23 protein-coding genes, 1 other RNA gene and 2 other annotated features are annotated in these 22,730 nt (G+C 40.8%); of the genes, 5 read left to right on the top strand and 19 right to left on the bottom strand.

Going from position 1 to position 22,730, the window contains the following annotated elements; translation table 11 throughout:
* From ACTVAI_RS06110 to ACTVAI_RS06090, 5 genes are all read right to left on the bottom strand, one after another.
* Window positions 1–417, bottom strand: a complete 417-nt coding sequence (locus ACTVAI_RS06110) for a diacylglycerol kinase (protein WP_443486165.1) — start codon at window positions 415–417, stop codon at window positions 1–3.
* Window positions 389–871 (bottom strand): rRNA maturation RNase YbeY, encoded by a 483-nt coding sequence (ybeY, locus tag ACTVAI_RS06105; protein WP_443473138.1) that lies wholly within the window; start codon window positions 869–871, stop codon window positions 389–391. The genes ACTVAI_RS06110 and ybeY overlap by 29 nt, the downstream gene beginning before the upstream one ends.
* Entirely contained in the window at window positions 871–1,851 is a 981-nt protein-coding gene (locus ACTVAI_RS06100) for a PhoH family protein (RefSeq protein WP_443473120.1), read from the bottom strand. The genes ybeY and ACTVAI_RS06100 overlap by 1 nt, the downstream gene beginning before the upstream one ends.
* Before the next feature lie 153 nt (window positions 1,852–2,004).
* Window positions 2,005–2,178: a 30S ribosomal protein S21 gene (rpsU, locus tag ACTVAI_RS06095; protein ID WP_443473119.1), complete on the bottom strand. Its 174-nt coding sequence runs from the start codon at window positions 2,176–2,178 to the stop codon at window positions 2,005–2,007.
* A gap of 126 nt (window positions 2,179–2,304) precedes the next feature.
* Window positions 2,305–2,736, bottom strand: a complete 432-nt coding sequence (locus ACTVAI_RS06090; RefSeq protein WP_443486164.1) for a Fur family transcriptional regulator — start codon at window positions 2,734–2,736, stop codon at window positions 2,305–2,307.
* Window positions 2,737–2,821: 85 nt separating this feature from the next.
* Between ACTVAI_RS06090 and ACTVAI_RS06085 the strand changes: the two genes are divergently transcribed.
* Window positions 2,822–3,631, top strand: coding sequence for a pyruvate, water dikinase regulatory protein (locus ACTVAI_RS06085; protein ID WP_443473117.1), 810 nt, complete (start codon window positions 2,822–2,824; stop codon window positions 3,629–3,631).
* On the opposite strand, the gene ACTVAI_RS06080 is transcribed toward ACTVAI_RS06085, so the two are convergent.
* From ACTVAI_RS06080 to hisS, 3 genes are all read right to left on the bottom strand, one after another.
* Complete coding sequence (locus tag ACTVAI_RS06080; RefSeq protein ID WP_443473116.1) at window positions 3,632–4,525, bottom strand: deoxyribonuclease IV; 894 nt, start codon at window positions 4,523–4,525, stop codon at window positions 3,632–3,634. It lies immediately after the preceding gene.
* A 70-nt stretch (window positions 4,526–4,595) separates the two neighbouring features.
* On the bottom strand, window positions 4,596–6,362 hold the full coding sequence (aspS, locus tag ACTVAI_RS06075; RefSeq protein WP_443486163.1) for an aspartate--tRNA ligase: 1,767 nt from the start codon (window positions 6,360–6,362) through the stop codon (window positions 4,596–4,598).
* A gap of 24 nt (window positions 6,363–6,386) precedes the next feature.
* Window positions 6,387–7,706 carry a histidine--tRNA ligase gene (gene hisS, locus ACTVAI_RS06070; RefSeq protein WP_443473114.1) on the bottom strand — a complete coding sequence of 440 codons (1,320 nt, stop codon included), beginning with the start codon at window positions 7,704–7,706 and terminating at the stop codon, window positions 6,387–6,389.
* 69 nt (window positions 7,707–7,775) lie between these two features.
* Window positions 7,776–7,979 (bottom strand) — a binding site (T-box leader).
* 136 nt (window positions 7,980–8,115) lie between these two features.
* On the opposite strand from hisS, the gene ACTVAI_RS06065 reads away from it, so the two are divergent.
* Complete coding sequence (locus ACTVAI_RS06065; protein WP_443473113.1) at window positions 8,116–9,432, top strand: N-acetylmuramoyl-L-alanine amidase; 1,317 nt, start codon at window positions 8,116–8,118, stop codon at window positions 9,430–9,432.
* 53 nt (window positions 9,433–9,485) lie between these two features.
* On the opposite strand, the gene dtd is transcribed toward ACTVAI_RS06065, so the two are convergent.
* The 6 genes from dtd to ACTVAI_RS06035 all read right to left on the bottom strand — a co-directional run bounded on the left by dtd (window position 9,486) and on the right by ACTVAI_RS06035 (window position 15,457).
* A complete protein-coding gene (dtd, locus tag ACTVAI_RS06060; RefSeq protein ID WP_443473112.1) occupies window positions 9,486–9,932 on the bottom strand; it encodes a D-aminoacyl-tRNA deacylase in 447 nt (148 codons plus the stop codon).
* A gap of 17 nt (window positions 9,933–9,949) precedes the next feature.
* Window positions 9,950–12,163, bottom strand: coding sequence for a RelA/SpoT family protein (locus ACTVAI_RS06055; protein WP_443473111.1), 2,214 nt, complete (start codon window positions 12,161–12,163; stop codon window positions 9,950–9,952).
* Window positions 12,164–12,550: 387 nt separating this feature from the next.
* The gene (gene deoC, locus ACTVAI_RS06050) at window positions 12,551–13,219 is read right to left on the bottom strand and encodes a deoxyribose-phosphate aldolase (protein WP_443473110.1); all 669 of its coding nucleotides are present in this window, start codon (window positions 13,217–13,219) and stop codon (window positions 12,551–12,553) included.
* 15 nt (window positions 13,220–13,234) lie between these two features.
* The gene (locus tag ACTVAI_RS06045) at window positions 13,235–13,993 is read right to left on the bottom strand and encodes a 16S rRNA (uracil(1498)-N(3))-methyltransferase (protein WP_443486162.1); all 759 of its coding nucleotides are present in this window, start codon (window positions 13,991–13,993) and stop codon (window positions 13,235–13,237) included.
* A complete protein-coding gene (gene prmA, locus ACTVAI_RS06040; RefSeq protein ID WP_443486161.1) occupies window positions 13,993–14,946 on the bottom strand; it encodes a 50S ribosomal protein L11 methyltransferase in 954 nt (317 codons plus the stop codon). The genes ACTVAI_RS06045 and prmA overlap by 1 nt, the downstream gene beginning before the upstream one ends.
* Window positions 14,933–15,457, bottom strand: coding sequence for a DUF3013 family protein (locus ACTVAI_RS06035; RefSeq protein WP_443473107.1), 525 nt, complete (start codon window positions 15,455–15,457; stop codon window positions 14,933–14,935). Before ACTVAI_RS06035 ends, prmA begins: the two co-directional genes overlap by 14 nt.
* Before the next feature lie 238 nt (window positions 15,458–15,695).
* Between ACTVAI_RS06035 and gpsB the strand changes: the two genes are divergently transcribed.
* The 3 genes from gpsB (at window position 15,696) to ACTVAI_RS06020 (ending at window position 17,714) form a co-directional block, all read left to right on the top strand.
* Window positions 15,696–16,049: a cell division regulator GpsB gene (gene gpsB / locus ACTVAI_RS06030; RefSeq protein ID WP_443473106.1), complete on the top strand. Its 354-nt coding sequence runs from the start codon at window positions 15,696–15,698 to the stop codon at window positions 16,047–16,049.
* 55 nt (window positions 16,050–16,104) lie between these two features.
* An RNA gene (rnpB, locus tag ACTVAI_RS06025) (RNase P RNA component class B) lies at window positions 16,105–16,468 on the top strand.
* A gap of 106 nt (window positions 16,469–16,574) precedes the next feature.
* On the top strand, window positions 16,575–17,714 hold the full coding sequence (locus ACTVAI_RS06020; protein ID WP_443486160.1) for a THUMP domain-containing class I SAM-dependent RNA methyltransferase: 1,140 nt from the start codon (window positions 16,575–16,577) through the stop codon (window positions 17,712–17,714).
* 47 nt (window positions 17,715–17,761) lie between these two features.
* On the opposite strand, the gene argF is transcribed toward ACTVAI_RS06020, so the two are convergent.
* Genes argF through argB form a run of 5 tightly spaced genes read right to left on the bottom strand, consistent with a single transcriptional unit; the run spans window position 17,762 to window position 22,440 of the window.
* On the bottom strand, window positions 17,762–18,766 hold the full coding sequence (argF, locus tag ACTVAI_RS06015; protein ID WP_443486159.1) for an ornithine carbamoyltransferase: 1,005 nt from the start codon (window positions 18,764–18,766) through the stop codon (window positions 17,762–17,764).
* Between the two features lie 15 nt (window positions 18,767–18,781).
* A complete protein-coding gene (argC, locus tag ACTVAI_RS06010) occupies window positions 18,782–19,828 on the bottom strand; it encodes an N-acetyl-gamma-glutamyl-phosphate reductase (protein ID WP_443473104.1) in 1,047 nt (348 codons plus the stop codon).
* The gene (locus tag ACTVAI_RS06005) at window positions 19,828–20,364 is read right to left on the bottom strand and encodes a hypothetical protein (RefSeq protein ID WP_443473103.1); all 537 of its coding nucleotides are present in this window, start codon (window positions 20,362–20,364) and stop codon (window positions 19,828–19,830) included. Before ACTVAI_RS06005 ends, argC begins: the two co-directional genes overlap by 1 nt.
* Complete coding sequence (locus ACTVAI_RS06000; protein ID WP_443473102.1) at window positions 20,361–21,575, bottom strand: aspartate aminotransferase family protein; 1,215 nt, start codon at window positions 21,573–21,575, stop codon at window positions 20,361–20,363. The genes ACTVAI_RS06005 and ACTVAI_RS06000 overlap by 4 nt, the downstream gene beginning before the upstream one ends.
* Entirely contained in the window at window positions 21,556–22,440 is an 885-nt protein-coding gene (gene argB / locus ACTVAI_RS05995; RefSeq protein ID WP_443473101.1) for an acetylglutamate kinase, read from the bottom strand. The genes ACTVAI_RS06000 and argB overlap by 20 nt, the downstream gene beginning before the upstream one ends.
* 45 nt (window positions 22,441–22,485) lie before the next feature.
* Window positions 22,486–22,705 (bottom strand) — a binding site (T-box leader).
* Window positions 22,706–22,730: the final 25 nt, after the last annotated feature.

Raw genomic sequence — 22,730 nt, 5'->3', positions numbered from 1 at the left:
TTAAAAGGCTAGCTCTATTAGTTTTGGTAAAAATATGATGGCAGCAATCACCACTGTGAAAAAAGCTGTAACCAACACTGCCCCAGCAGCAATGTCTTTTGCTTTTTTGGCCAATGGGTGATATTCATAGTTAGTGACCATGTCGACCACCGTTTCAATAATGGTATTTAAAAATTCCATAATAATGACCAAAAAGACACACAAGACTATGACAATCCATTCAACGCGACTGATACCCAATAAGACCCCTGCGAGTAATGGGATTGAACCTAATGCCACATGATGCCTAAGATTTCTTTCTTCGCACCAAATAGTTTTGACACCATCCCAGGCATGATGGAATGATTTTAAGAATTGTGTGTTTTTCCATATATTTACTTGCTTGCTGTTATTCTTCTCTTTTGAGTCCATAAGCATCTAAAATCTCTTTCTGCAGTCCAAACATTTCTTTTTCTTCTTCCGGATCCATATGATCATATCCATTCAGATGCAAGAAGCCATGCAAAGCCAGAAATCCTAACTCCCTTTCAAAACTATGCTGGAAGCTTTCTGCTTGTTCTGCGGTTTTATCTACGGAAATAATTATATCTCCTAAATTATAAGGGAATGCATCTCCCAAACTCTCTAAATTGATTGGCATATCATCATCAGACTCATCATTTAGAGCAAAGCTAATAACATCGGTCGCCTGATCTTTATGACGATATTCGCGATTAATCTCCCGAATCCGTTCATTATCAACAAAGGTAATGGATAATTCAGTGTTTAGCGGCAATTCAAGAAACGTTGCAGCAAATTGAATTACATCTTCCACGAGTTTGGTATGAGACTCCGCTACAGTGTTTGTTTCATCAAACATGTCTATTTCAATCATAATTGATCCTTCTCTTTCTTATCATATGCTTGGATAATTCGCGCAACAACTGGATGACGGACAACATCTTGGGCATCAAAGGAAACAAATTCAATTTCAGATATTCCTTTTAGCTTATTCTCAGCATCAATCAGACCTGATTTCACGCCCCGTGGTAAATCTATTTGTGTTTTGTCTCCATTCACTATCATTTTGGAACCAAAACCCAGTCGTGTTAAGAACATCTTCATCTGTGCAACAGTCGTATTTTGGGCTTCATCTAAAATTACGAAAGCATCGTCCAGAGTCCGTCCACGCATATAGGCGAGAGGTGCTATTTCAATGACGCCTCGTTCCATCAAACGGGTTGTATGTTCAACTCCATAAATAGCGTATAACGCGTCATACACTGGGCGGAGATAAGGATCAACCTTTTCTTTAAGATCTCCTGGCAGGAATCCGAGGTTTTCACCCGCTTCAACAGCCGGACGTGTCAAAATAATTTTTTGGACTTGCCCTTTCTTTAAAGCTTGTACTGCCATAACAACTGCCAAGAACGTTTTCCCAGTTCCAGCTGGACCTATCCCAAATACGATATCATTTCTCTTAACAGCCTCATAGTAAACCTTTTGACCAACGTTCTTAGCCCTGATAACTTTGCCGGTGTACGTTTTGCTGATTTCTTCATCATACAAATTGGAAAAGAAGTTGGAGCTTCCTCTTTGTGCCATTTGGATTGCTGTTACAATATCACTTTGGGAAATAGAGATGCCTTTTTGTATCAACTCAACTAGTTGCAGAATCAACGATTTTGTAACAGTCGTATTATCTTCTGTCCCTTTGATCTCTATTTTTGTTCCCCGTGAATTGATGATGATGTCTAGTGCTTCTTCCAGTAATAAAATATTTTTATCTTGCGAACCTAAAAGTTGCGGCAAAGCAGAAGCATCTTCTAATTCGATTTCAATCGTTACTGGATAATGCTCATTTTCAGTCAAATATCGTTACACTCCCCATGAAAATAAATTTTCTATATTTTATTTTATTATAGCATAGTCTGTCCTGTGTTTTTAAGTGTTATATCTAATCTCGGAGCATAAGAAAAAGCTAAGACATTTATAGTCTTAGCTTTTATAAAAATATGTAAACAATTAGAATTTACGTTTTCTAGCTGCCTCAGATTTTTTCTTACGTTTTACACTTGGTTTTTCATAAAATTCACGTTTACGTGCTTCTTGAAGAGTACCAGTCTTGGAAACAGTCTTTTTAAAGCGACGAAGAGCATCGTCAAGAGATTCGTTTTTTTTGACAACTGTTTTGGACATTAAAATTCCCTCCCTCCGAGCGTTAAAAGTAACCGTCCCATTATTATTTAAATAATTAAATCATAATGAAATTGTTCTTTGGATATTATACCACAGGTACAACCTTTTGCAATATTTATTATGAAATTATTTGTTCTTTTCTACACAGTGATCACAAATCCCAAATATTTCAAAACGATGCGACTTCAATTGGCAGTTTATGAGTTGTTGTTCAAAGAAGTCCATTGGGCACATTTCCAGTTGAATGCTTCTTCCGCAGTCCTCACATATAAAGTGATGATGATGGTGACCGTCGTGCAAGCAAGACATTCGAAACAATTTTTCATTATTCAATTCGGTCGTTTCCAAAATCCCAATGTCTACAAAGGTATATAAGTTCCTATAAATCGTGTCAAAACTTATGTTGGGATAGCGCGCATCCATTTTTTTCTGAACATTTTTAGCTGATAGATAGCGGTCCTCATCAACAAACAAACGAATTAAATCGATTCGTTTTTGCGTATGCTTCAGTCCATTCTCTTTCAGCTTTTCAAGTGATTCTTCTAATGGCATATGCATGTAAATCCCCCTTTCACTGTTAATTAAAAGCTTACTATAGTATATTTAAATTATAATTTGATTAATCAGAAAATGAGGTATAACAATGAATCAAGAGTCTATTCATTTTTTTATAATTTCCGATTCCGTGGGAGAAACTGCCCGAAAAGTACTTCAAGCCGTTTTATCTCAGTTCCCAACTGTCAATGCTGTTTTGCACCCTTATCCTTTTATCAGAAATGCGGAAGATTTGCAAGAAATTTTGCTGGAAGCCAAGGCAAAAGAGGGAATTATTATCCATACATTAGTAGTTGATGATTTAAGCAACCAAACAGCCGAATTTTGTGATAAAGAAAATTTAAGATGCCATGATATTTTAAGAAGCTTGGTAGATGACATCTCTATACAGACAAAAGAAAAGCCCACAAAACGTGCTGGAGCTTTACATCGTCTTGATGATGAATACTTCAATCGTATCAGTGCCATTGAATTTGCGGTGAAATATGATGATGGAAAAGATGCAAAAGGCCTTCTCGAAGCCGATTTGGTACTATTAGGCATCTCTCGTACTTCTAAAACGCCACTTTCAATGTTTCTTGCTAATAAAAATGTTAAAGTCGCCAATTTGCCCATATTACCGGAAGCTTCTATTCCTGAAGAATTATGGGAAGTTAACCCCAAAAAAATTGTTGGTTTAACAAATAACATTGAAACTTTGACAAATTTCCGCCGTGAACGGATGTTGGCTTATGGACTTCCAGCGGAAACTGTTTATACAAATTCTGCCCGCATCCAGGAAGAGATTGACTTCGCCATGGATCTCTATCAAAAATTGGGCTGTTCGGTCATAAATGTAGCCCATCGTTCAATCGAAGAAACTGCGGAAATTATCCTGCAAAATATTTTGGCTGACTAATCATGAGTTCAGAATATCTGCCATTAGATTAGGATTCAATTTTTGTGTTTTAAACATCTCTATTTCAAATTTGTAAGGTGCTTTTTTATTTTTCTTGTCTTCCCCTACATATGGCGTTTCCAATATTTTTGGCAAATCAACCAATTGTGGGTGGTGGACTATTTTGTTTAGTGCTTCAAAACCAATATAGCCTTGACCAATATTAGCGTGTCGGTCTTTGTGAGCCCCTAATTCGTTTTTTGAATCATTGATATGGATGACTTTTAGACGATCCAGTCCTATGATCCGATCAAATTCTTCTAACACGCCATCGAAATCATCCTGAACATTATAGCCAGCGTCGTGTATATGACAAGTATCCAACGTCACGGACAATTTTTCATTATGTGTCACACCAGCTATGATAGCTGCCAATTCTTCAAATGTCCGCCCAATTTCCGTGCCTTTACCCGCCATCGTTTCCAAAGCAATTTGAGCAGTTTGATTTGTTTCCAACACTTCATTCAAACCTTTGATAATTTGAGCAATTCCTTTTTCTGAACCGGCCCCTACGTGTGAACCAGGGTGCATCGTGATTTGTTTGGCGCCTAGCGCCTGTGCTCTCACTATTTCTTCGCGCAGAAAACCAATGGCGAACTCAAAATGATCAGGTTTTTCAGTATTGCCTAAATTAATAATATAAGGTGCATGGACAATTAATTCCACTAAGCCATTATCTGCCATAAATTCCATTCCCGCAGGAATATTCATATCATCTATATTTTTTCGACGTGTATTTTGAGGTGCGCCTGTGTAGATCATGAAAGTTGATGACCCGTAAGAAAAAGCTTCTTCCGCTGAACCTAATAACATTTTCTTTCCACCCATTGAAACATGTGAACCAATTTTTAACATACTAAATTCCTCCAATAAATTAGGGCTCTATATTACGATTGTAACATAGAGCCCTTTTTTATATTAGTCTTTAGTCTTCAACCGTTAGGCGCAGACTCAATTCATTTAATTGTTGGTCACTGACTTCTGATGGAGCATGCGTCATTGGATCAAATGCTTTACCGTTTTTAGGGAAGGCAATGACTTCACGAATATTGTTTTCTCCCGCTAAAATCATAACCAAACGATCTAACCCAAGTGCTAAACCACCATGTGGCGGGAAGCCATAATCAAATGCTCCTAACAAGAAGCCAAATTGTTCTTCCGCTTCTTCAGGCGTGAACCCTAGAACACTAAACATTTTTTCTTGCATTTCACGTGTATTGATTCGTAGCGAACCACCACCGATTTCATAACCGTTCAAGACAATATCATAAGCTTGAGCACGGACTTGTTCTGGGTGTTCAGCCATTAACGTTACGTCTTCTTCTTTAGGACGCGTGAATGGATGGTGAAGGGCTACATAACGCTTCTCATCTTCATCGTATTCAAGAAGTGGCCAGTCAACAACCCACAGGAAGTCCAATTTCGATTGGTCGATCATATCGAATTCTCGACCGAATTTCAATCGTAATTCTCCTAGTGACTGAGCCACTATCTCATTCTTATCTGCTACAAACATCAGTAAATCTCCCGGTGCAGCATCCATTGCTGCAATAAGCGCATCACTATCGTCAGCAAAGAACTTAGCAACAGCACCATTCAAACCTTCTTCTGTTACTTTTACCCATGCAAGGCCTTTGGCACCATATTGTTTGATGTAGTCGGTCAAGCCATCCATATCTTTACGGGAGTAGTTATCAGCCTTACCTTTTAAGTTCAAGCCTTTAACCTGTCCGCCATTTGCCAAGGCCTGTTTGAAGACATTGAAGCTTGTATGTTCAGCAAACTCTTGTAAATCAATCAACTCTAAACCAAAACGTGTATCCGGTTTGTCAGATCCAAAACGGTTCATCGCTTCATCATATGACATACGAGGGAATGGCACAGGTATATCAAGTCCCAATGTATCTTTGACGACTTTCTGCATCATACCTTCTGTAAGTGTTTGAATTTCTTCAGCTGACAGGAAGCTTGTTTCCAAGTCAACTTGCGTGAATTCTGGTTGTCTGTCGCCACGTAAATCTTCATCACGGAAACAACGTACGATTTGGTAATAACGGTCAATTCCTGCTCCCATCAAAAGTTGTTTGAATAATTGTGGGGATTGGGGCAAAGCATAAAAGCTACCAGGATAAACACGTGATGGGACGACATAGTCACGTGCCCCTTCAGGCGTTGACTTCGTCAAATAAGGTGTTTCAATATCCATGAATGCAGCCTCATCCAAATAATTACGGATAGCGTGCGTCGTTTTGTGGCGTAATTTTAAGTTATTCAACATTCTTTCTTTACGCAAATCCAGATAGCGATACTTCATACGAAGCTCATCAGCGACTGGTTGGTCATCATCGATTGTAAAAGGTGGCGTTTTAGCTTTAGCCAGAATTTTGGCATCCGTTACATCCAATTCGATGGTTCCTGTTTTAATATTCGGGTTAATTTGATCTTCTTCCCGTTTTACGACTTTACCAGTCGCTTCGATAATGTATTCATGGCGCATGCTTTCAGCTAATTCGAATAGCTTTGCGTCTTTTTCTTGATTGAATACAATCTGCATAATCCCTTCACGGTCACGTAAATGGATGAAAATTAATCCACCTAAATCACGACGGCGGTTAATCCATCCTTTTACAGTAATTTCTTGGCCGATGTATTCTTCTTTAACAAGGCCACAATATTCAGTTCTTTTACTCATTTCATTCACTCCTTAATTCTGGGGTTACTCTTTGCCGAAAAACTCTTCAAAAGCTGTCATATCGGCTGTGCTAGTATTATAAACTGTTTCAAAGTTTGCATAGATATCAGCAAATGATACAGAAATTTCTTTTCCGCTGGACATTACTTTAAGCTTAGCTGTTTGTTTAGCTAATTCATCGTCACCGATTGTAATAACGACTTTTGCCCCATTGCGCGAAGCGGTACGGAATTGGGCTTTTACTTTACGGTCCATGTAATCCCGGTCACATGAATAACCAGCAGAACGAATGGCTTGCGCCATTTTCAATGTGACTACGTTCGTATTTTCACCCATGCCAACAATATATACATCCAGTTCTGATAATTCAGGGATTTCGATTTCTTGTTTTTGGATCATTAAAACCAAACGTTCCAAACCTAGGCCGAATCCAAAACCAGGATCACTCGGGCCGCCGATTTCTTCAATCAGACCGTCATAGCGACCACCACCACAGATAGTCGTTTCAGCTCCGAACACTTTAGATGTAGTCATAATTTCGAAAATAGTATCTTGATAATAATCTAATCCCCGAACCATGTTGCTGTCGATTTCAAATGGAATATTTAACTCTTTTAGCATTAACTGGACAGCATCAAAGTGAGCCTGTGATTCTTCAGATAAGAAATCTAGAATACTTGGCGCTCCAACTATGATTTCTTTATCGCGTTTGTCTTTACTGTCTAATACCCGAAGCGGATTTTGATGGAGACGTGTTTTGGAATCTTCACTCAAATCATCAAAATGTGGCTCCAGAAAGGCAATTAAAGCTTCACGGAATTTTAAACGTTCTTCTTTACGGCCCAACGAATTAATGACGAGCTTGATGTCCTTTACGCCAATTTCTTTCAACAAATCCCAGGCAAGCGCCATTGTTTCAACGTCCACTGCAGGGTTTGTACTTCCAATCACTTCTACACCAAGTTGGTGAAATTGACGACTACGACCACTCTGCGGACGTTCGTAACGGAACATCGGGCTTAAGTAATACAATTTCATCGGTTTCGGAAACTCTGGTCCGTATAATTTATTTTCAACATAGGCACGTACGATTGGTGCTGTCCCTTCAGGTTTAAGGGCCAATTGACGATTGGCTTTATCTTCGAAGACATACATCTCCTTGGAGACAATGTCACTCGTATCTCCCACACTACGCGAGAATAAATCGTAGCTTTCAAACATCGGTGTCCGAATTTCAGAAAATTGATAATCGTGCATCAAAATTCTTGCGGTTTCTTCGATATAGTGCCAGATTTTCATTTCATCCAGAAAAATATCGGCTGTTCCTTTCGGCTTTTGGATCATATCTATCTCTCCTTAATCATACTTTTCATTTTCCATTTTTTCATAAAAAAATAGCCCTTCTCCCACACGGGAAAGGACGTTTCGAGGACGCGGTACCACCTTTGTTCGAGAGCTTTTGCTCTCCTCTTGCAAGTAACGCCTGCAGCGTGGTAGCTTTTCACTACCAATCCTCCGACCTGTCTTTCAAAAAAATTCTATGGAATAAGCTTTCAGCCACGGCTCACTCTCTCTAGGCAATCAAATTAATTCTACTTCGGTCTTCATCGGAAAAATAATAAACTAAAGATACAAGATTTGTATCTTTTTGTCAAGGTAAAATGAAGTTGCATTTTCTTTGAAAAGATTTTGCATATCAATTCTAAGATTTGCTATAATAATGGTTAGATATATGATGTGAAGGGGGTCGAAAATGAAACCGTTACAAATAGGTCGCAACACCATACTTATATTGCTTGTTATTTTCTTTATGGGCTTAGGTTCTTTGGGAACGGTAGCGCTGGCAAATTACACGAATGTTATTGTTGAAGCGAGCACAGTCAACGTTAGACTTGGCCCTGGCCTCGGTTACGATATTTTGACACAAGTCCAAGGTGGCACAGTGGTTAACATTTTAACGGAGGAAAATGAGTGGTATAAGGTGCGTATGGATGATGGTCGGATCGGCTGGATTGCAAGTTGGCTTATCAACAACACCGAAGTTGCAGCCTCACAAAACCTGGTTGCTACCGTAAACGAAAATTCCGTAAATGTTAGATCGGAAAATAATGAAGAGGCTGAGATTGTTGGAACTGCTAATACAGGTGAAACGTTCACCCTTCTTTACGAAGAAAACGGCTGGAGTCAAATCCATTACAATAATCAAGCAGCATGGGTATTATCTGAACTTGTTACTATAACAGCTGGTACATTACCAGCCGAAAGTGAAATGACATCAAGTGATAATATGATAACTGATATGAATGGAAATGTTACTGTTTTACAGGATAGCGTTAACGTCCGTTCTGGCCCTACCCTTCAGGATGCCATTATCGAAGTTGCTTCTGCTGGAGATGTCTACACATACGTTGCAGCTAGCGGTGATTTCGTTGAAGTCCTAACAGCAGATGGACAAACAGGTTATGTGGCAAATTGGCTTGTAGAAAATCAATCATCAATCGGCCAACAACCTGTCCCGGCGATTACAACAACATTGTCAGAAGCTACAATCGTCATCGACCCTGGACATGGTGGGGCTGACCCTGGTGCTATAGGTGATTATCTTTATGAAAAACAAGCCACCATGGATACAGCAAATATAATCGCCAAAAAATTAGAAGCTGTTGGCGCTAATGTTATCCTGACAAGAACGGGTGATGATTCTATTTCCTTAGAAGAGCGTGCTTATATCAGTAACAGTCATAGTGCTGATTTGTTTATCAGTATTCACTATGATTCCACACCGGAAGGCGTCTATGCTACAGGAACCACCACTTACTACTACGCAGACTCTGATAACTATATTGCGGAGCTGGTAAATGATGAACTAGGCAGTAATTTGCCTTTGGAAAATAATGGGACACGCTTCGGAAATTATCTCGTTCTTCGAGAAAATGCCCAGCCAGCTCTTTTATTGGAACTTGGGTATATGAGTAATCCCGACGATGTTGCGGCATTTAATGCTCCTTACTACCAAGAATTGGTTGCAGACAGTATCCTTAATGCTTTAACTGAATATTTTAATCGATAAAAAACACGCTGAAATCAGATTTTGATTTCAGCGTGTTTTTTCGTTGCCGACACTTATTTGTTTTTGCTGTCTATTAAGATGGTAACAGGACCATCGTTTATCAAATGCACCTGCATATGCGCTCCAAACTTTCCAGTCTGAACCTCAAATCCTTCAGCCCTTAAAGTAGCGTTTAATTTCTCATAGAGGGCATCCCCCACTTCGGGATCAGCTGCTTCGATAAAACTCGGGCGGTTACCTTTTTTGGTATTGGCTAGAAGAGTAAACTGTGAAATTGAAAGAATAGCACCGCCCACATCTTTCAATGCTAGGTTCATCTTCCCCTGTTTATCTTCAAACACTCTTAAATTTGCAATTTTTCTTGCTAAATATGCGACATCCGTTTCATCGTCTTCCTGCCCTACTCCCACCAGTAGCATAAAGCCTTTGTCTATTGAACCAAGAATTTTCCCATCTACTGAAACGGAAGCTTCTGATACTTTTTGAATGACTACACGCATCTAATTTCCTCCACGAATCAAGACGTCACACGCCGGACGCTATATACGTCCGGAATATTCTTGATTTTATCAACGATTTTGTCCAATTGGCTTAAATTTTGGATGCCAATTTTAAGTGTAATTACCGCAATTTTATTCTTGTCTACTTTTCCATTTACGCTTGTCAGGTTTTTAGTAGTAGAATTGACGACATGCAACACTTCATTTAATAATCCAGAGCGATTATAACCCTCAACCATTAATTCAGTCTCATAATCGATACTTGCACTTCCTCGATCTTCCCATTCTACTTCAATAAACCGATTCTCATTTTCATCAGTTATCTTGGCATTTGGGCAATCACTACGGTGGACTGATATTCCTCGCCCTTTTGTTATGTAACCAATAATCTCGTCCCCAGGAACCGGGTTACAACAGTGGCTTATTCGAATCAGTAAATTATCTGCTCCTTCAATGACGATACCGCCTTCGTGACGTATCTTCATTTTCGAGCTTTCCTTTTTAGTCACTTTTTGATCGACTGTTTCCATGACTTCTTCTTGTTTGAGCTTTTCTCGCTCTTTTCTCGCTTTTTCAGTCAAACGATTCACCAGTGTGAAAGTTGATAATTCTCCGAACCCAACCGCCGCGTACATGTCATTTTCACTCGGCATATTAAAACGTTGCGCAGCATCTTTCAAAGCTGCTTTGGTTAGAATTTCCTTGGGTGAAAAATCTAGTTCATGCAACTGCTTTTCAACCATTGCCCGGCCTTTCTCAATGTTGACTTCCCGATCTTGAAGTTTGAAGAAACGTTTGATTTTATTTTTAGCCTTATTTGTCGTCACCAGATTTATCCAGTCCCGACTAGGGCCGAACGAGTTGGGAGAGGTCATCATTTCGATAATATCGCCATTTTGTAGCTTATAGTTTAAGGGAACAATTTTATTATTTACTTTTGCCCCAATTGTTTTATCCCCTACTTCAGTATGGACGTTATAGGCAAAATCAAGTGGACCTGCGCCACTTGGTAATTCCATTACATCGCCTTTTGGTGTAAATACATACACTTTATCCTTAAAAATATCCTCTTTTACACTTTCCACAAATTCACTTGCATTACGGGAATCATCCTGTAAATCTATTAGGTCGCGGAACCAATTGATTTGGCTTTGTAAATTATCCGATTCAACTTTTTTGGAAATACCTTCTTTATAAGCCCAGTGAGCTGCAACCCCGAATTCAGCAATCCGATGCATATCCTTGGTACGAATTTGTATTTCAATCGGTGTTCCTTTTGAACCAATTACGGTGGTATGCAGAGATTGATACATATTGGCTTTTGGCATAGCAATGTAATCTTTGAAACGACCGGGCATTGGCTTCCATTTGGTATGGATAGCGCCCAATACTGCATAGCAGTCCTTGATGGAATCCACCAGCACTCGTACAGCTAATAAATCGTAAATTTCGCTGAATTGTTTTTTCTGGTCCTTCATTTTTCGATAAATGGAATACAGATGTTTTGGTCGCCCATAAATATCGGCTTCAATACTCAATTCGTCAATGGATTCAGAAATCTTATCAATTGTATCCTTAATATACTGTTCCCGTTCGTTTCGCTTGGAATTCATCAAATGTACAATACGGTAGTATTGTTGTGGATTTAGATACCTCAAAGCGGTATCTTCCAATTCCCATTTAATCCTGTTAATCCCCAATCGATGGGCTAACGGTGCGTAAATTTCCAAAGTCTCATTAGAGATACTGCGTTGTTTTTCAGGACGATGAAATTTCAATGTTCGCATATTATGCAGTCTATCTGCTAATTTAACCATGATAATACGTATGTCGTTCGCCATTGCGAGAAGCATTTTACGGTGATTTTCAGCCAATTGTTCTTCATGGGATTGATACTTAATTTTACCCAACTTCGTAACGCCATCAACCAAAACCGCTACCGTTTCTGAGAATTCATTTTCAATATCAGTTAGTGTATATTCCGTATCTTCAACCACATCATGGAGAAAACCAGTCGCTATTGTATCTGGATCTAATTTTAACTCTGCTAAAATAGCAGCAACCTGGGTCGGATGAATGAAATATTCTTCTCCCGATTTACGAAATTGTCCGGAGTGTGCATTTTCTGCAAAATCTGCTGCTTTTTTGACAAATGCCACATGGGATCCGTTCATATAAGAGGCGCATAAATCTATGACTTCTTGTTTGGTATAATCTTTATTTTTCGGCATTTGGTCACACCCTTCTCTTATGAGATGTTATTTCTAATTATTATACGTCAATTTAGGCAATAACGCCATTCCTGAAAACTAAAAAAAGGGAGTGGGACAAAAGGCGTTTAGCCCCGAATCTTCTACCGCATACCATATCCGTAAGCTACTAAAGTAGCAACGGCTATGGCAACTGGAACGAATAAGCGCAGGATGGTCGCAGACCATCTGAGCATTATTATGGAGGCACTGTGGGCTAACGCCCAAGTGTATCATGTTTGTAAGCTGCTGAAGCACCAACAACCATGACAAAGTGACGTCGGGGCTGCCTTTTGGAGCACATTTACGGGGCAGATGTACGTATACAGGAAAGAGGCTGGGACAAAAGTCCCGGCCTCTTTCAGAAAATTATTTTCCTTCAGTAGTTTTCCATTCATCAACGATTTTCTTACCGCTTGAAGCACCCAGACGTGTTGCCCCAGCTTCAATGAATGCCACTGCATCAGCGTAAGTACGAACACCGCCACTTGCTTTAACGCCCATGTCAGGTCCTACGGTTTTGCGCATCAAAGCGATATCTTCCAAGGTTGCACCACCCGTAGAGAATCCAGTCGATGTCTTAACGAAGTCAGCTTTAGCTTCTACAGCTGCTAAACATGCTTTTTCCTTCTCTTCATCCGTTAACAATGCCGTTTCAATAATAACCTTTAAGATAGCTTGTCCTTTAACAGCTTCTGCAATGGAAGCAATTTCTTCCCGGATGTATTCAAAATTACCTTCTTTAGCAGCCCCTATGTTGATAACCATATCAACTTCATGAGCCCCGTTTTGGACCGCTTGTTTAGCTTCAAACGTTTTAACTTCTTTGGTATTAGCACCATGTGGGAAGCCAATTACAGTACAAACTTTTACATCAGAACCACTTAAAAATGCGCTAACTTTGCTAACCCAATATGGTTGCACACATACTGACATAAAGTCATATTCCATCGCTTCTTGACACAATTCTTTTATTTCGGCTTCTGTCGCTTCTGGTTTTAATAACGTGTGATCGATATATTTGTTAATGTTTGTCATAGTGTAATTCCCCTTTTATTTTAATAATTCCGTTTGGTAAGAAATGGCAGCCAATGCATACAATGGCGCTGTTTCAGTTCGAAGGATCCTTGGCCCCAAGCTACAAGTTGAAAATCCTGCTGATTCCAACGTCGTAATCTCGCTTGGATCGAGGCCGCCTTCTGGGCCAAAAATAATTAATATTTTATCCGTAGGTTGTAACTGGGTCAGTGTCTGGGCAAACACCCCATATTCACCTTCCTTGGCATTTTCTTCATAAGCAACTAATTTATGCTGATAATCCTTGCCATAGCTTACAAGTTCTGACAGCGTCATGGCTTTTTCGATTTTCGGCACATGTTGCCGATGCGATTGTTCTGCGGCTTCTTGCGCTATTCGCTCAAAACGCACTAATTTCTTTTCCATCTTATCTGCATCCCATTTTACAACAGAATGTTTAGAAGGGAAAGGAATGATTTTATGAACACCAAGTTCTGTGGCCTTTTGAATAATGAGTTCCAGTTTATCGTTTTTGGATAATCCGCAAGCTATCGTTACTTCGACCGGCATCTCACTTGTCCGGGTTTCATCGGCTACCCATTCCAATTCCACTTTCCGCTCACTAAAGCCTATAATGCGTCCGACACAACTATAACCTGTTGCATCAGTTAGATACACCTTGGTACCTGGTTTGAAACGCATTACATTCTTCATATGGTGAAAATTGTCCTCATCTAACTGGATGGATTCGTTTGTAAAATTTTGCAAGGATTCTTTAATGATGTAGCGTTGCATTATTCAGCATCCACCTCTTTCTTACAAATTAAGCAGTGCCAATCACCCATTACTTTAGCTTGCTCTAAAATGAACCCTTGCGCCAGTAGAGCGACTTCCAATTCCTCACGTTTTGAATTTATGATGCCTGATAAAATGAAATAACCGCCATTTTTTAGATTATTCCATGCATCCTCTACCATTAACAATAATATTTCCGCGAGTATATTTGCAACAATTAAGTCAGCTTCAGCATTATGAATGCCCCTAAGAAGATTATTAGGTTCTACGGTCACATCTGTGGCATAAGCGTTTAAAGCGATGTTTTCTTTCGCTTGTCTGGTCGCGATTTCATCTATATCATACGCTTTAACTTCTCCAGCACCAAAGGCTTTAGCAGCAATGCTTAATACGCCAGAACCCGTTCCGACATCAAGCACTTTCTCACCGCCACGAATAGTTGTTTCCAGTGCTTCTAATGATAGGCGGGTCGTCGGATGTGTTCCGGTTCCAAAAGCCATGCCCGGATCCATTACCAATAATTTTTCATCACTTTGTTCTTTTTCATAACTTTCCCAAAATGGTACAACGGTCAAATAACGTGTGATACGTACCGGATGGTAATAAGCTTTCCAGGAATGTTCCCAATCTTCTTCTTTTACATCGTTAATAAGTAAGGAATATTTTCCTAAAGTTAAATGTGCATCTTTCATCTTCACCATGCTAGCCTTTATTAAAGCCAAGGTTTCATTAAAAGATTCCGAATCCGGATAATAGGCCTTTACAAAGACGTCCTGTTCTTCTGTTGGGACAGGGTGCTCATCTTTCAGAATACCAAATCCATCATCTTGCAGATGGACGTAGTCCCATTCATCTTCGATGACAGTTCCTTTCGCCCCAGCCTCCATCAATAAATTTGCTGTCGCTTCAACCGCCTCGGTTGTCGTCACGATTACGACTTCATTCCACTTCATTGTTCTCCACTACTCCTTCAGGTAATTCAGATGGATACGAATAGATTGTCGCGTCGAAACGACCCGTGTCTTTATATGTCTGCATGGTACTCAAAAAGTTATTGGAATTCCAGTCAATTTCGAAATGTGATAAATCATCACTAACTAAAAACTCTTCCAGTTCGACAATTGCTTCTCCGATCACTAAACGCATTGTTTTGCAAACTGCGTCAATAAGTCCCCCGCTTATACCTTTATCATCATCAAAAGCTATAGTCGTCAAATAATTATCATCCTTCAAAATAGCAAGATGTGGATGATAAAGTAACACGGCGTCTTCGAACACAAATTGATTGCTGCTGTTTACAGTTTGATATTTGTCCGCTACTTCTAACTGTTCGGATGCATTCACTTCAAACATGAATATAATTTCAACTTTTTGCTCACGTTGAAACCACTGAATTCGCCATTCACAGGGAAAATGCAATTCATTCATCGTATTCGTTATACGTTCAATCATATTGTTTCGCATATAATCAACCTCTCGCTTCGTTCCTTATGTATGTAGTTTACCAAACTTTTATTGCAATAACTAATGATGTTATGATATATCTCTATGTTGTTTTTTCATAATATTGTTGCCTGAAACCGACTTCCCAATCGATTGTATTCAGGCGCTTTTTTTGCTATACTAAATAAGAAGGTTATTTTCAATAAAGTGTAAATCAGTATTTTTTTAAAATAAAAGTATATTCTAAGAGGTGCAGGTCATGGCTGATAAAAATTTAACTACTAAAGACATCTTACAAAAAGAATTTAAAAATTCCATGCGTGGTTACAACGTGAGCGAAGTTGATGAATTCCTGGACTTAATTATTCGTGATTATGAATCTTACCAAAAAGACATTGCTTATTTGCAAAGCGAAAACGAGCGTTTGCTTGGCCGTGTGGATGATTTAACGAAGCAAGCAACTGTAGGAAGCCGCGTACAATCTTCAGGTGCTCCAACAACAGGTGTTACCAACTTCGATATCTTAAAACGTTTATCTAATCTTGAAAAACATGTTTTCGGTTCGAAATTAGAAGAACGCCGTGAGCATGAAGATGAATCTCCATTTGAATAATTTTTAAAAATAGCATATAATAAGTGTTTGTCAGGAACTTCCTGACAAGACTGTAAATTCCGGGTAATCGCGATCATCATTTTGATGGTTGAGGAAAGTCCATGCTCGCACAAGCTGAGATGCTTGTAGTGTTCGTGCTTAGCGAAACAATAAGCTAAGGCAATTGCATAATTGACGGCAGAAAAAATGGCTACGGTTTTTAACTATGCCAAAGTATTCTATAAAGTGCCACAGTGACGATACTATACCGGAAACAGTATAGGTGGAACGGGTAAACCCCTCGAGCGAGCAACCCAAACTTTGGTAGGGGCACTCTTTTTAAGGAAATGAACGATGAAAAGAGGCAGAAATGCAGATAGATGATTACCATCACATTAAAGTGCCTGACTTTTTTGTGAAACAGAACATGGCTTACAGGAATTTACAGTCCAGGTTTTTTATTTTTATTATGATCCATTTGCTAAGGGCGGGACAAAAGTCCTGCCCTTTTATTATGAATATTATTCACCAGAGAGGAGTAAATATATGACCTATCAATTAGTCGCTACAGCAGCTAGCGGGATTGAAGCTATCACGGGAAAAGAATTGAAAGATATGGGTTATGAGGTTCAAGTTGAAAATGGCAAAGCTTTTTTCAAAGGAACAACAACCGATATAATTAAAACTAATTTATGGCTTCGTACCGCAGACAGAGTCAAAATTGTTTTTGGTACTTTTACAGCAAAAACTTTTGATCAATTATTCGAACAAACGAAAGCATTGCCTTGGGAGGATTTATTACCCATGGATGCAGCCTTTCCTGTTTCAGGAAAATCCGTTAAATCTACGCTATACAGTGTACCTGACTGCCAATCCATTGTAAAAAAAGCAATTGTTGACCGGCTGTCCAATTTCTATTCTCGTCGTGCAAGACTTCCAGAAACCGGTGCAGAATACCCTATCGAGGTCTCCATTTTAAAAGATGAAGTAAGCTTGACTGTGGACACTTCAGGATCAAGTTTATTCAAACGTGGCTATCGTACCGAAAAAGGTGGCGCACCTATCAAAGAAAACATGGCCGCTTCCCTGATCAAATTAACAAGTTGGTTCCCGGATAAACCATTCTATGACCCAACCTGTGGTTCCGGTACTATTCCAATTGAAGCAGCTTTGATCGGTTTGAATATTGCACCCGGTTTACAACGCTCTTTTGTTTCAGAAGACTGGAGTATTTTTCCTGAAGGAGAATGGAAAAATCTGCGTGATGAAGCAAAAATGCAGGCTAACTTCGATGTTGAACTTGATATCATGGGTACTGATATTGATCAAAATATGATTGAAATTGCTAAAAGAAATGCAGCAAAAGCTGGTGTTGAGGACTTTATTACCTTTAAACAGTTGGCCCTAAAAGATTTCAGTACCGATAAAGAATTTGGAGTAATCGTATCCAACCCTCCTTATGGTGAACGCTTGGATGACCAAGATTATGTAGAAAATCTCTACAAACAAATGGGCCAAGTTTTCCGTCCTTTGGAAACTTGGAGTAAATACATTATCACGAGCGACTTGAATTTTGAGGAATTCTATGGACAAAGAGCAACGAAGAAACGGAAACTCTATAATGGCCGTTTAAGAACTGATTACTTCCAGTACTGGGGAAAACGTAGACCACGCAATAAAGACTAACATGAAAAGACATACCCGCCGCTAGAACGGTGGGTATGTCTTTTGTTTTACTTGAATTTAGGAATGAACAAATTTCCGTTTGTGGCGGCCATAATTGCTTTAATCGTGTGCATTCGGTTTTCGGCTTGCTGGAACTGGCGGGCCTGCGGGCTACGGAATACTTCATCGGTTACTTCCATTTCCTGAATACCAAATTTTTGCGCAACATCCTTGCCGTAGACGGTATCAATATCGTGGAAGGCCGGCAGGCAGTGCATAAAAATCCACTTATTTTCAATACGGTCTGTCAGATCCTTATTGATCTGATATGGTTTGAGCAGATTCACGCGTTCCTCAAATGTAACTTCCTCGCCCATCGATACCCAGACATCGGTATATAAGGCATCCGCGTCTTTCACCGCTAAGGCCGGGTTGGTCGTAATTTCAATCACCGCGCCGGAAGTTTTGCCGTATTGATTCGCCAACTCGATCAGTTCTTTTTCTGGGAACAATAATTCCGGGGTTGCGATCGTGATACTGACTCCCAAGATGGCGCCTGTAATCAGGAGGCTGTTGGCCACATTGTTGCGGCCGTCACCCAAATAGACTAGCTTCTTGCCTTCCAGATCACCAAATTCTTCCTTCAGTGTCATGAAATCAGCGATCATCTGGGTCGGATGCCAGGCGTCGGTCAAGCCGTTCCAGACTGGAACACCGGCATATTTTCCCAGGTCCTCGACCGTTTCCTGACTGAAGCCCCTAAACTCGATACCATCGAACATGCTTCCCAGTACTTTAGCTGTGTCCTCGACTGACTCCTTCTTGCCGAGTTGGATGTCGTTGGCACCCAGGAATTCCGGGGCTGCCCCCAAGTCATTCGTAGCGACCGTGAACGCAGCTCGTGTCCGGGTCGATGTTTTTTCGAACAGCAAGGCAATGTTCTGGCCTTTCAGGTATTGATGCGGGATGCCGCGTTTCTTCAAATCTTTCAAATGGATGGAAAAGTCGATCAAGTACTCCAACTCTGCCTTGGTAAAATCAATTTCTTTCAAGAAATTTCTGCCTTGGAACATATATACTCTCCTTTTTCAAGGCCAAATGGGTGCCTGGGTCAATCCTTTTGTTTCTTCTAGGCCGAACATCAGGTTCATATTTTGGATTGCCTGCCCACTTGCTCCTTTTATTAAATTATCGATTGCTGACATAATAATGATTGTATCCGTGCGTTTATCGATTGCTAGGCCAATGTCACAATAGTTAGATCCGCTGACTGCCTTGGTCGTGGGGGTATCACCTTTTTTCAGCACGCGGATGAAATGTTCTCCCTCAAAGTGGTGTTTATAAAGTGAATGAAGTTCATCTTCACTCAACCCTTGCTCGTTCTTCACATACAGTGTCGACAATATGCCTCTTTGCATCGGAACCAGATGGGGTACGAAGATTACTTGGGTTTTGTTGCCACTGATAATTGTTAATTGCTCTTCTATTTCAGGGGTATGCCGGTGGGTTCCCACCGCATAAGGGTGGATAGTTTCCGTTGCTTGGGTGAATAAATTACCATCTTTAAGTCCCCTACCTGCCCCGGAGATGCCGGATTTGGAGTCTGAGATTATCGGTTGACATGGATGATAGCCTTCCTTCAAAAGGGGGTATATTCCCAGAATGACGGAAGTCGGGTAACAACCGGGATTAGCCACAAGTTCTGCTCCTTTGATGGCCTGGCGATTAAGCTCCGGGATACCGTAGACGGCTTCTTGCAATGCTTCGTTGGCATGGTGTTCCGTCTGGTACCATTCTTCATAGACTGCCGAGTCCTTCAGGCGGAAGTCAGCCGACAAGTCGATTACTTTCAACCCTTTAGACCGGGCGGCTTTAACAGCTGCTTGGGATTTGGCATGCGGCAAGGCACAAAAGAGAATATCGATTTCATCGAAGTAATCATTATTTTCCAAGTCCATTGCAGCAAAATCAGCGGTAAACAACCCTTTCAAGTGGGGGTAGCGCTGTATAAATGGGGCATCGGAAAAACTGTTGGAATGAACAAAAACAATTTCTACATCGTTTCTTTGAACGAGCAACCGGACCAACTCTGCCCCCGCATACCCGCTTGCACCCAATATACCTATTTTTATCACTACATGACCTCCTTCATGGCTTCAATCGCCACATAATGGTAAGCATACCTTGGTTCACCATCTGGTGGATAGATGCGTCCGCAATAGGCAAAACCGTGCTTTTCGATGACATGAATCATCGGTTTGTTGGTCTCATGGGTATAAATACGAACATTTGCGTATTGTTCAATGATCCATTGCATACAAAACTGACTGGCACGCTTTACTTTGCCGTTTGTACACATCCGTTGAATGGTAATGTAAGGATAGTCATTGATCCAGGAGCCATTATCCAGTGTTTCAAAAAGTTTGTTCTCTTCCGGGGACAAATTGAACGTTGCCAAAATGGTTCCCTTTGGTAGAACGCTGTGGTCTTGCTCATCAATGACACACACGTAGCTAGTCCCATCTTGAATATCCTGTTCCAAGGCTGCCTGGCTGGGCTCCCCATTGCGCCATTGATAATGATTACCCAGTTCTCGTTGCAATCTTCGACCATAATCGAACATCTTCAGTAGACATGGCAAATCAAAAATAGTAGAGCGACGTATTTTCAAGACGATATCCCTCCGCTTCCTAAAACATTTTGCAAAGCGACAAGCATGGCATCGATTTCCATTTTTGTGATAGTAAACGGTGGCATGAACCGTAGAATATTTTTCTGGGTGCAGTTGATTAAGTAACCTTTTGCAAACATGGCTTCAACAATTGGCTGCCCAGGCACTGTCAATTCCATCCCAACCAACAAGCCTAATCCCCGCACCTCTGTAACGACCGTAGATTTCTGACACAGAGCGCTCAATTTATCCTTAAGGTAGACGCCTTTTTGAGCAGCCATTTCAGCCAAATCGTTATCCACTATTTCTTCCACCGTCGCTTTCCCTGCTGCTGTAGCCAGATGGTTACCACCGAATGTCGTACCATGGTCACCCGGCTTGAATGTTTCCGCAAAATCTCCTTTGGCGAGAATTGCCCCAATCGGAACCCCGTTGGCGAGCGCTTTAGCAAGTGTCATGATGTCCGGCTCGATACCATAATGTTCGTGGGCAAATAATTTCCCGGTTCTGCCCATACCGCATTGGACTTCATCAAAAATCAGTGCACAATCGTATTGGTCGGCGAGTTCTCGTGCTTTTTTCATGAAATTCATTTGCGCTGGATAAATGCCGCCTTCCCCTTGCAACGGCTCCAAGATGATGGCAGCGGTGTTCGCATTCACGGCGGTTATCAAAGCTTCGACATCATTGAACGGTGTAAAAACGAAACCGGCTGGGTGGGGACCGTAGCCTTCCCGGTAGAGGGGATTATCCGTCATATTCAAGGTGGCTAGCGTTCGTCCATGGAAAGATCCCTTCATCGCCACGATTTCGTTTTTTTGCTCCCCGTATTTCAAATAAGCCCGCTTACGCGCTAATTTGATTGCACCTTCGTTGGCCTCCGCACCCGAGTTACCGAAGAAAACTTTTGCTGCAAAAGAATGGTTGCACAACAGTTCTCCCAGCTCTCCCTGCGATTCAATATGAAAGTTATTGGAAGTGTGAATGATGGTATTGACCTGGTTTAACATGACTGCTTTTACCTTTTCGTTACTGTAGCCAAGATTGGTTACAGCAATTCCGGACAAAAAGTCGGTATATTTGCGGCCATCCTTATCGATCAAGGTAGAATCAAACCCATCCACAAAAACAACCGGGAAGCGTCCGTAGGTTCCCATCAGGTAGGTTTCACTTTTTTCAATTATCGATTTCTCAGCAATTTGCGTCTTCATAGGTATCCCCCTCGTTCGTAATCATGGTTCCAATTCCTTCTTTCGTGAACAATTCCAACAGGATCGCATGCGGGATAGTGCCGTTAATGATGTGGCAGCGTTTAACTCCCCCTGAAATTGCCCCAAGGCAACATTCCATTTTGGGAATCATTCCACCTGTGATAGTCCGTGTATCGATTCCCTCTCTAATTTGTTTAGGCGTCAAGCGGGACATAAGTGATTGGCTATCGCCAGGTTCGGCAAGCACGCCATCCACATCTGTAAGCAGGATAAGCTTGTCCGCTGCAAGCGCCGTAGCCAAGTGTTTAGCAACTTCATCTGAATTTACATTCAGGCTGCTGCCATCTTCACCGTAGGCAATGGGCGATATCACCGGAACATAGCCCTCATTGATTAGGTTAGTAATATATTGGGTGTTGACTTGGGTTACTTTTCCCACCAAACCCAGTTCGGGGCATCTTTGTTCGGCAATAATGGATTTGCCGTCTTTGCCGCTCATGCTGATGCTCGGTACACCATTCTGATTGAACAAAGCTGTAATTTCCGGTGAAATACTGCCCGTCAAGACCATCTCGGCAATTTTCATCGTTTCCGGTGTCGTCACACGCAAGCCATCGATAAATGTCGTCTCGATTCCTTTCAATTCCATGTAATGGGTAATTTCAGGCCCTCCTCCGTGGACAATGACCGGATTCATGCCGATGTATTTCAATAAAACAAGGTCCTTAATGACCGAAGCCTTCAGTTCATCGTTTAACATCGCATTCCCGCCATATTTGATTACGACTATTTTGTTATGGAATTTTTTGATATAGCTCAAACTGTCCAGTAAAATTTCTGCTCTTTCATCTGCGGTAATAATCATGTTTTCCCTCCTTAAAAGTATAAAAAAAGCCCATCTCTATTATTAAATAGAGACGGGCTTTTCCCGCGGTACCACTCTTTTTGACAGATGGATCGTCATCTGTCCCCTCAACCTGCTTTATCGCTCAGCATGCGTCGTTGGCTACTGTAATGTTCACCAACATGTCTCCAAAGTGCGGTTCATCTGCCCTTGATTGATAAGCTCCCACCACCCTTATCTCGCTGAAAATACTCGGACAAATTACTCTCTTTTTCATCGACTTCCTTATTAATTTGAACACAAAAAACCCG

This window comes from Jeotgalibaca sp. A127, assembly GCF_052266745.1.
In the GTDB taxonomy this organism is placed as follows: Bacteria; Bacillota; Bacilli; order Lactobacillales; family Aerococcaceae; genus Jeotgalibaca.
This window is presented reverse-complemented; position numbering and strand designations above follow the sequence as displayed.

What these genes read in the sequence shown, in the direction of transcription:
- ACTVAI_RS06090 (WP_443486164.1), bottom strand. Translation starts at nt 2,736, where the DNA reads ATGCATATGCCATTAGAAGAATCACTTGAAAAGCTGAAAGAGAATGGA.
- ACTVAI_RS06080 (WP_443473116.1), bottom strand. Translation starts at nt 4,525, where the DNA reads ATGTTAAAAATTGGTTCACATGTTTCAATGGGTGGAAAGAAAATGTTA.
- argF (WP_443486159.1), bottom strand. Translation starts at nt 18,766, where the DNA reads ATGTTCCAAGGCAGAAATTTCTTGAAAGAAATTGATTTTACCAAGGCA.
- ACTVAI_RS06110 (WP_443486165.1), bottom strand. Translation starts at nt 417, where the DNA reads ATGCTTATGGACTCAAAAGAGAAGAATAACAGCAAGCAAGTAAATATA.
- ACTVAI_RS06035 (WP_443473107.1), bottom strand. Translation starts at nt 15,457, where the DNA reads ATGCGAAACAATATGATTGAACGTATAACGAATACGATGAATGAATTG.
- hisS (WP_443473114.1), bottom strand. Translation starts at nt 7,706, where the DNA reads ATGATCCAAAAGCCGAAAGGAACAGCCGATATTTTTCTGGATGAAATG.
- aspS (WP_443486163.1), bottom strand. Translation starts at nt 6,362, where the DNA reads ATGAGTAAAAGAACTGAATATTGTGGCCTTGTTAAAGAAGAATACATC.
- argB (WP_443473101.1), bottom strand. Translation starts at nt 22,440, where the DNA reads ATGATTATTACCGCAGATGAAAGAGCAGAAATTTTACTGGACAGTTTG.
- deoC (WP_443473110.1), bottom strand. Translation starts at nt 13,219, where the DNA reads ATGACAAACATTAACAAATATATCGATCACACGTTATTAAAACCAGAA.
- ACTVAI_RS06065 (WP_443473113.1), top strand. Translation starts at nt 8,116, where the DNA reads ATGAAACCGTTACAAATAGGTCGCAACACCATACTTATATTGCTTGTT.
- gpsB (WP_443473106.1), top strand. Translation starts at nt 15,696, where the DNA reads ATGGCTGATAAAAATTTAACTACTAAAGACATCTTACAAAAAGAATTT.
- ACTVAI_RS06000 (WP_443473102.1), bottom strand. Translation starts at nt 21,575, where the DNA reads ATGAAGACGCAAATTGCTGAGAAATCGATAATTGAAAAAAGTGAAACC.
- prmA (WP_443486161.1), bottom strand. Translation starts at nt 14,946, where the DNA reads ATGAAGTGGAATGAAGTCGTAATCGTGACGACAACCGAGGCGGTTGAA.
- rpsU (WP_443473119.1), bottom strand. Translation starts at nt 2,178, where the DNA reads ATGTCCAAAACAGTTGTCAAAAAAAACGAATCTCTTGACGATGCTCTT.
- ACTVAI_RS06020 (WP_443486160.1), top strand. Translation starts at nt 16,575, where the DNA reads ATGACCTATCAATTAGTCGCTACAGCAGCTAGCGGGATTGAAGCTATC.
- ACTVAI_RS06045 (WP_443486162.1), bottom strand. Translation starts at nt 13,993, where the DNA reads ATGCAACGCTACATCATTAAAGAATCCTTGCAAAATTTTACAAACGAA.
- ACTVAI_RS06055 (WP_443473111.1), bottom strand. Translation starts at nt 12,163, where the DNA reads ATGCCGAAAAATAAAGATTATACCAAACAAGAAGTCATAGATTTATGC.
- dtd (WP_443473112.1), bottom strand. Translation starts at nt 9,932, where the DNA reads ATGCGTGTAGTCATTCAAAAAGTATCAGAAGCTTCCGTTTCAGTAGAT.
- ACTVAI_RS06085 (WP_443473117.1), top strand. Translation starts at nt 2,822, where the DNA reads ATGAATCAAGAGTCTATTCATTTTTTTATAATTTCCGATTCCGTGGGA.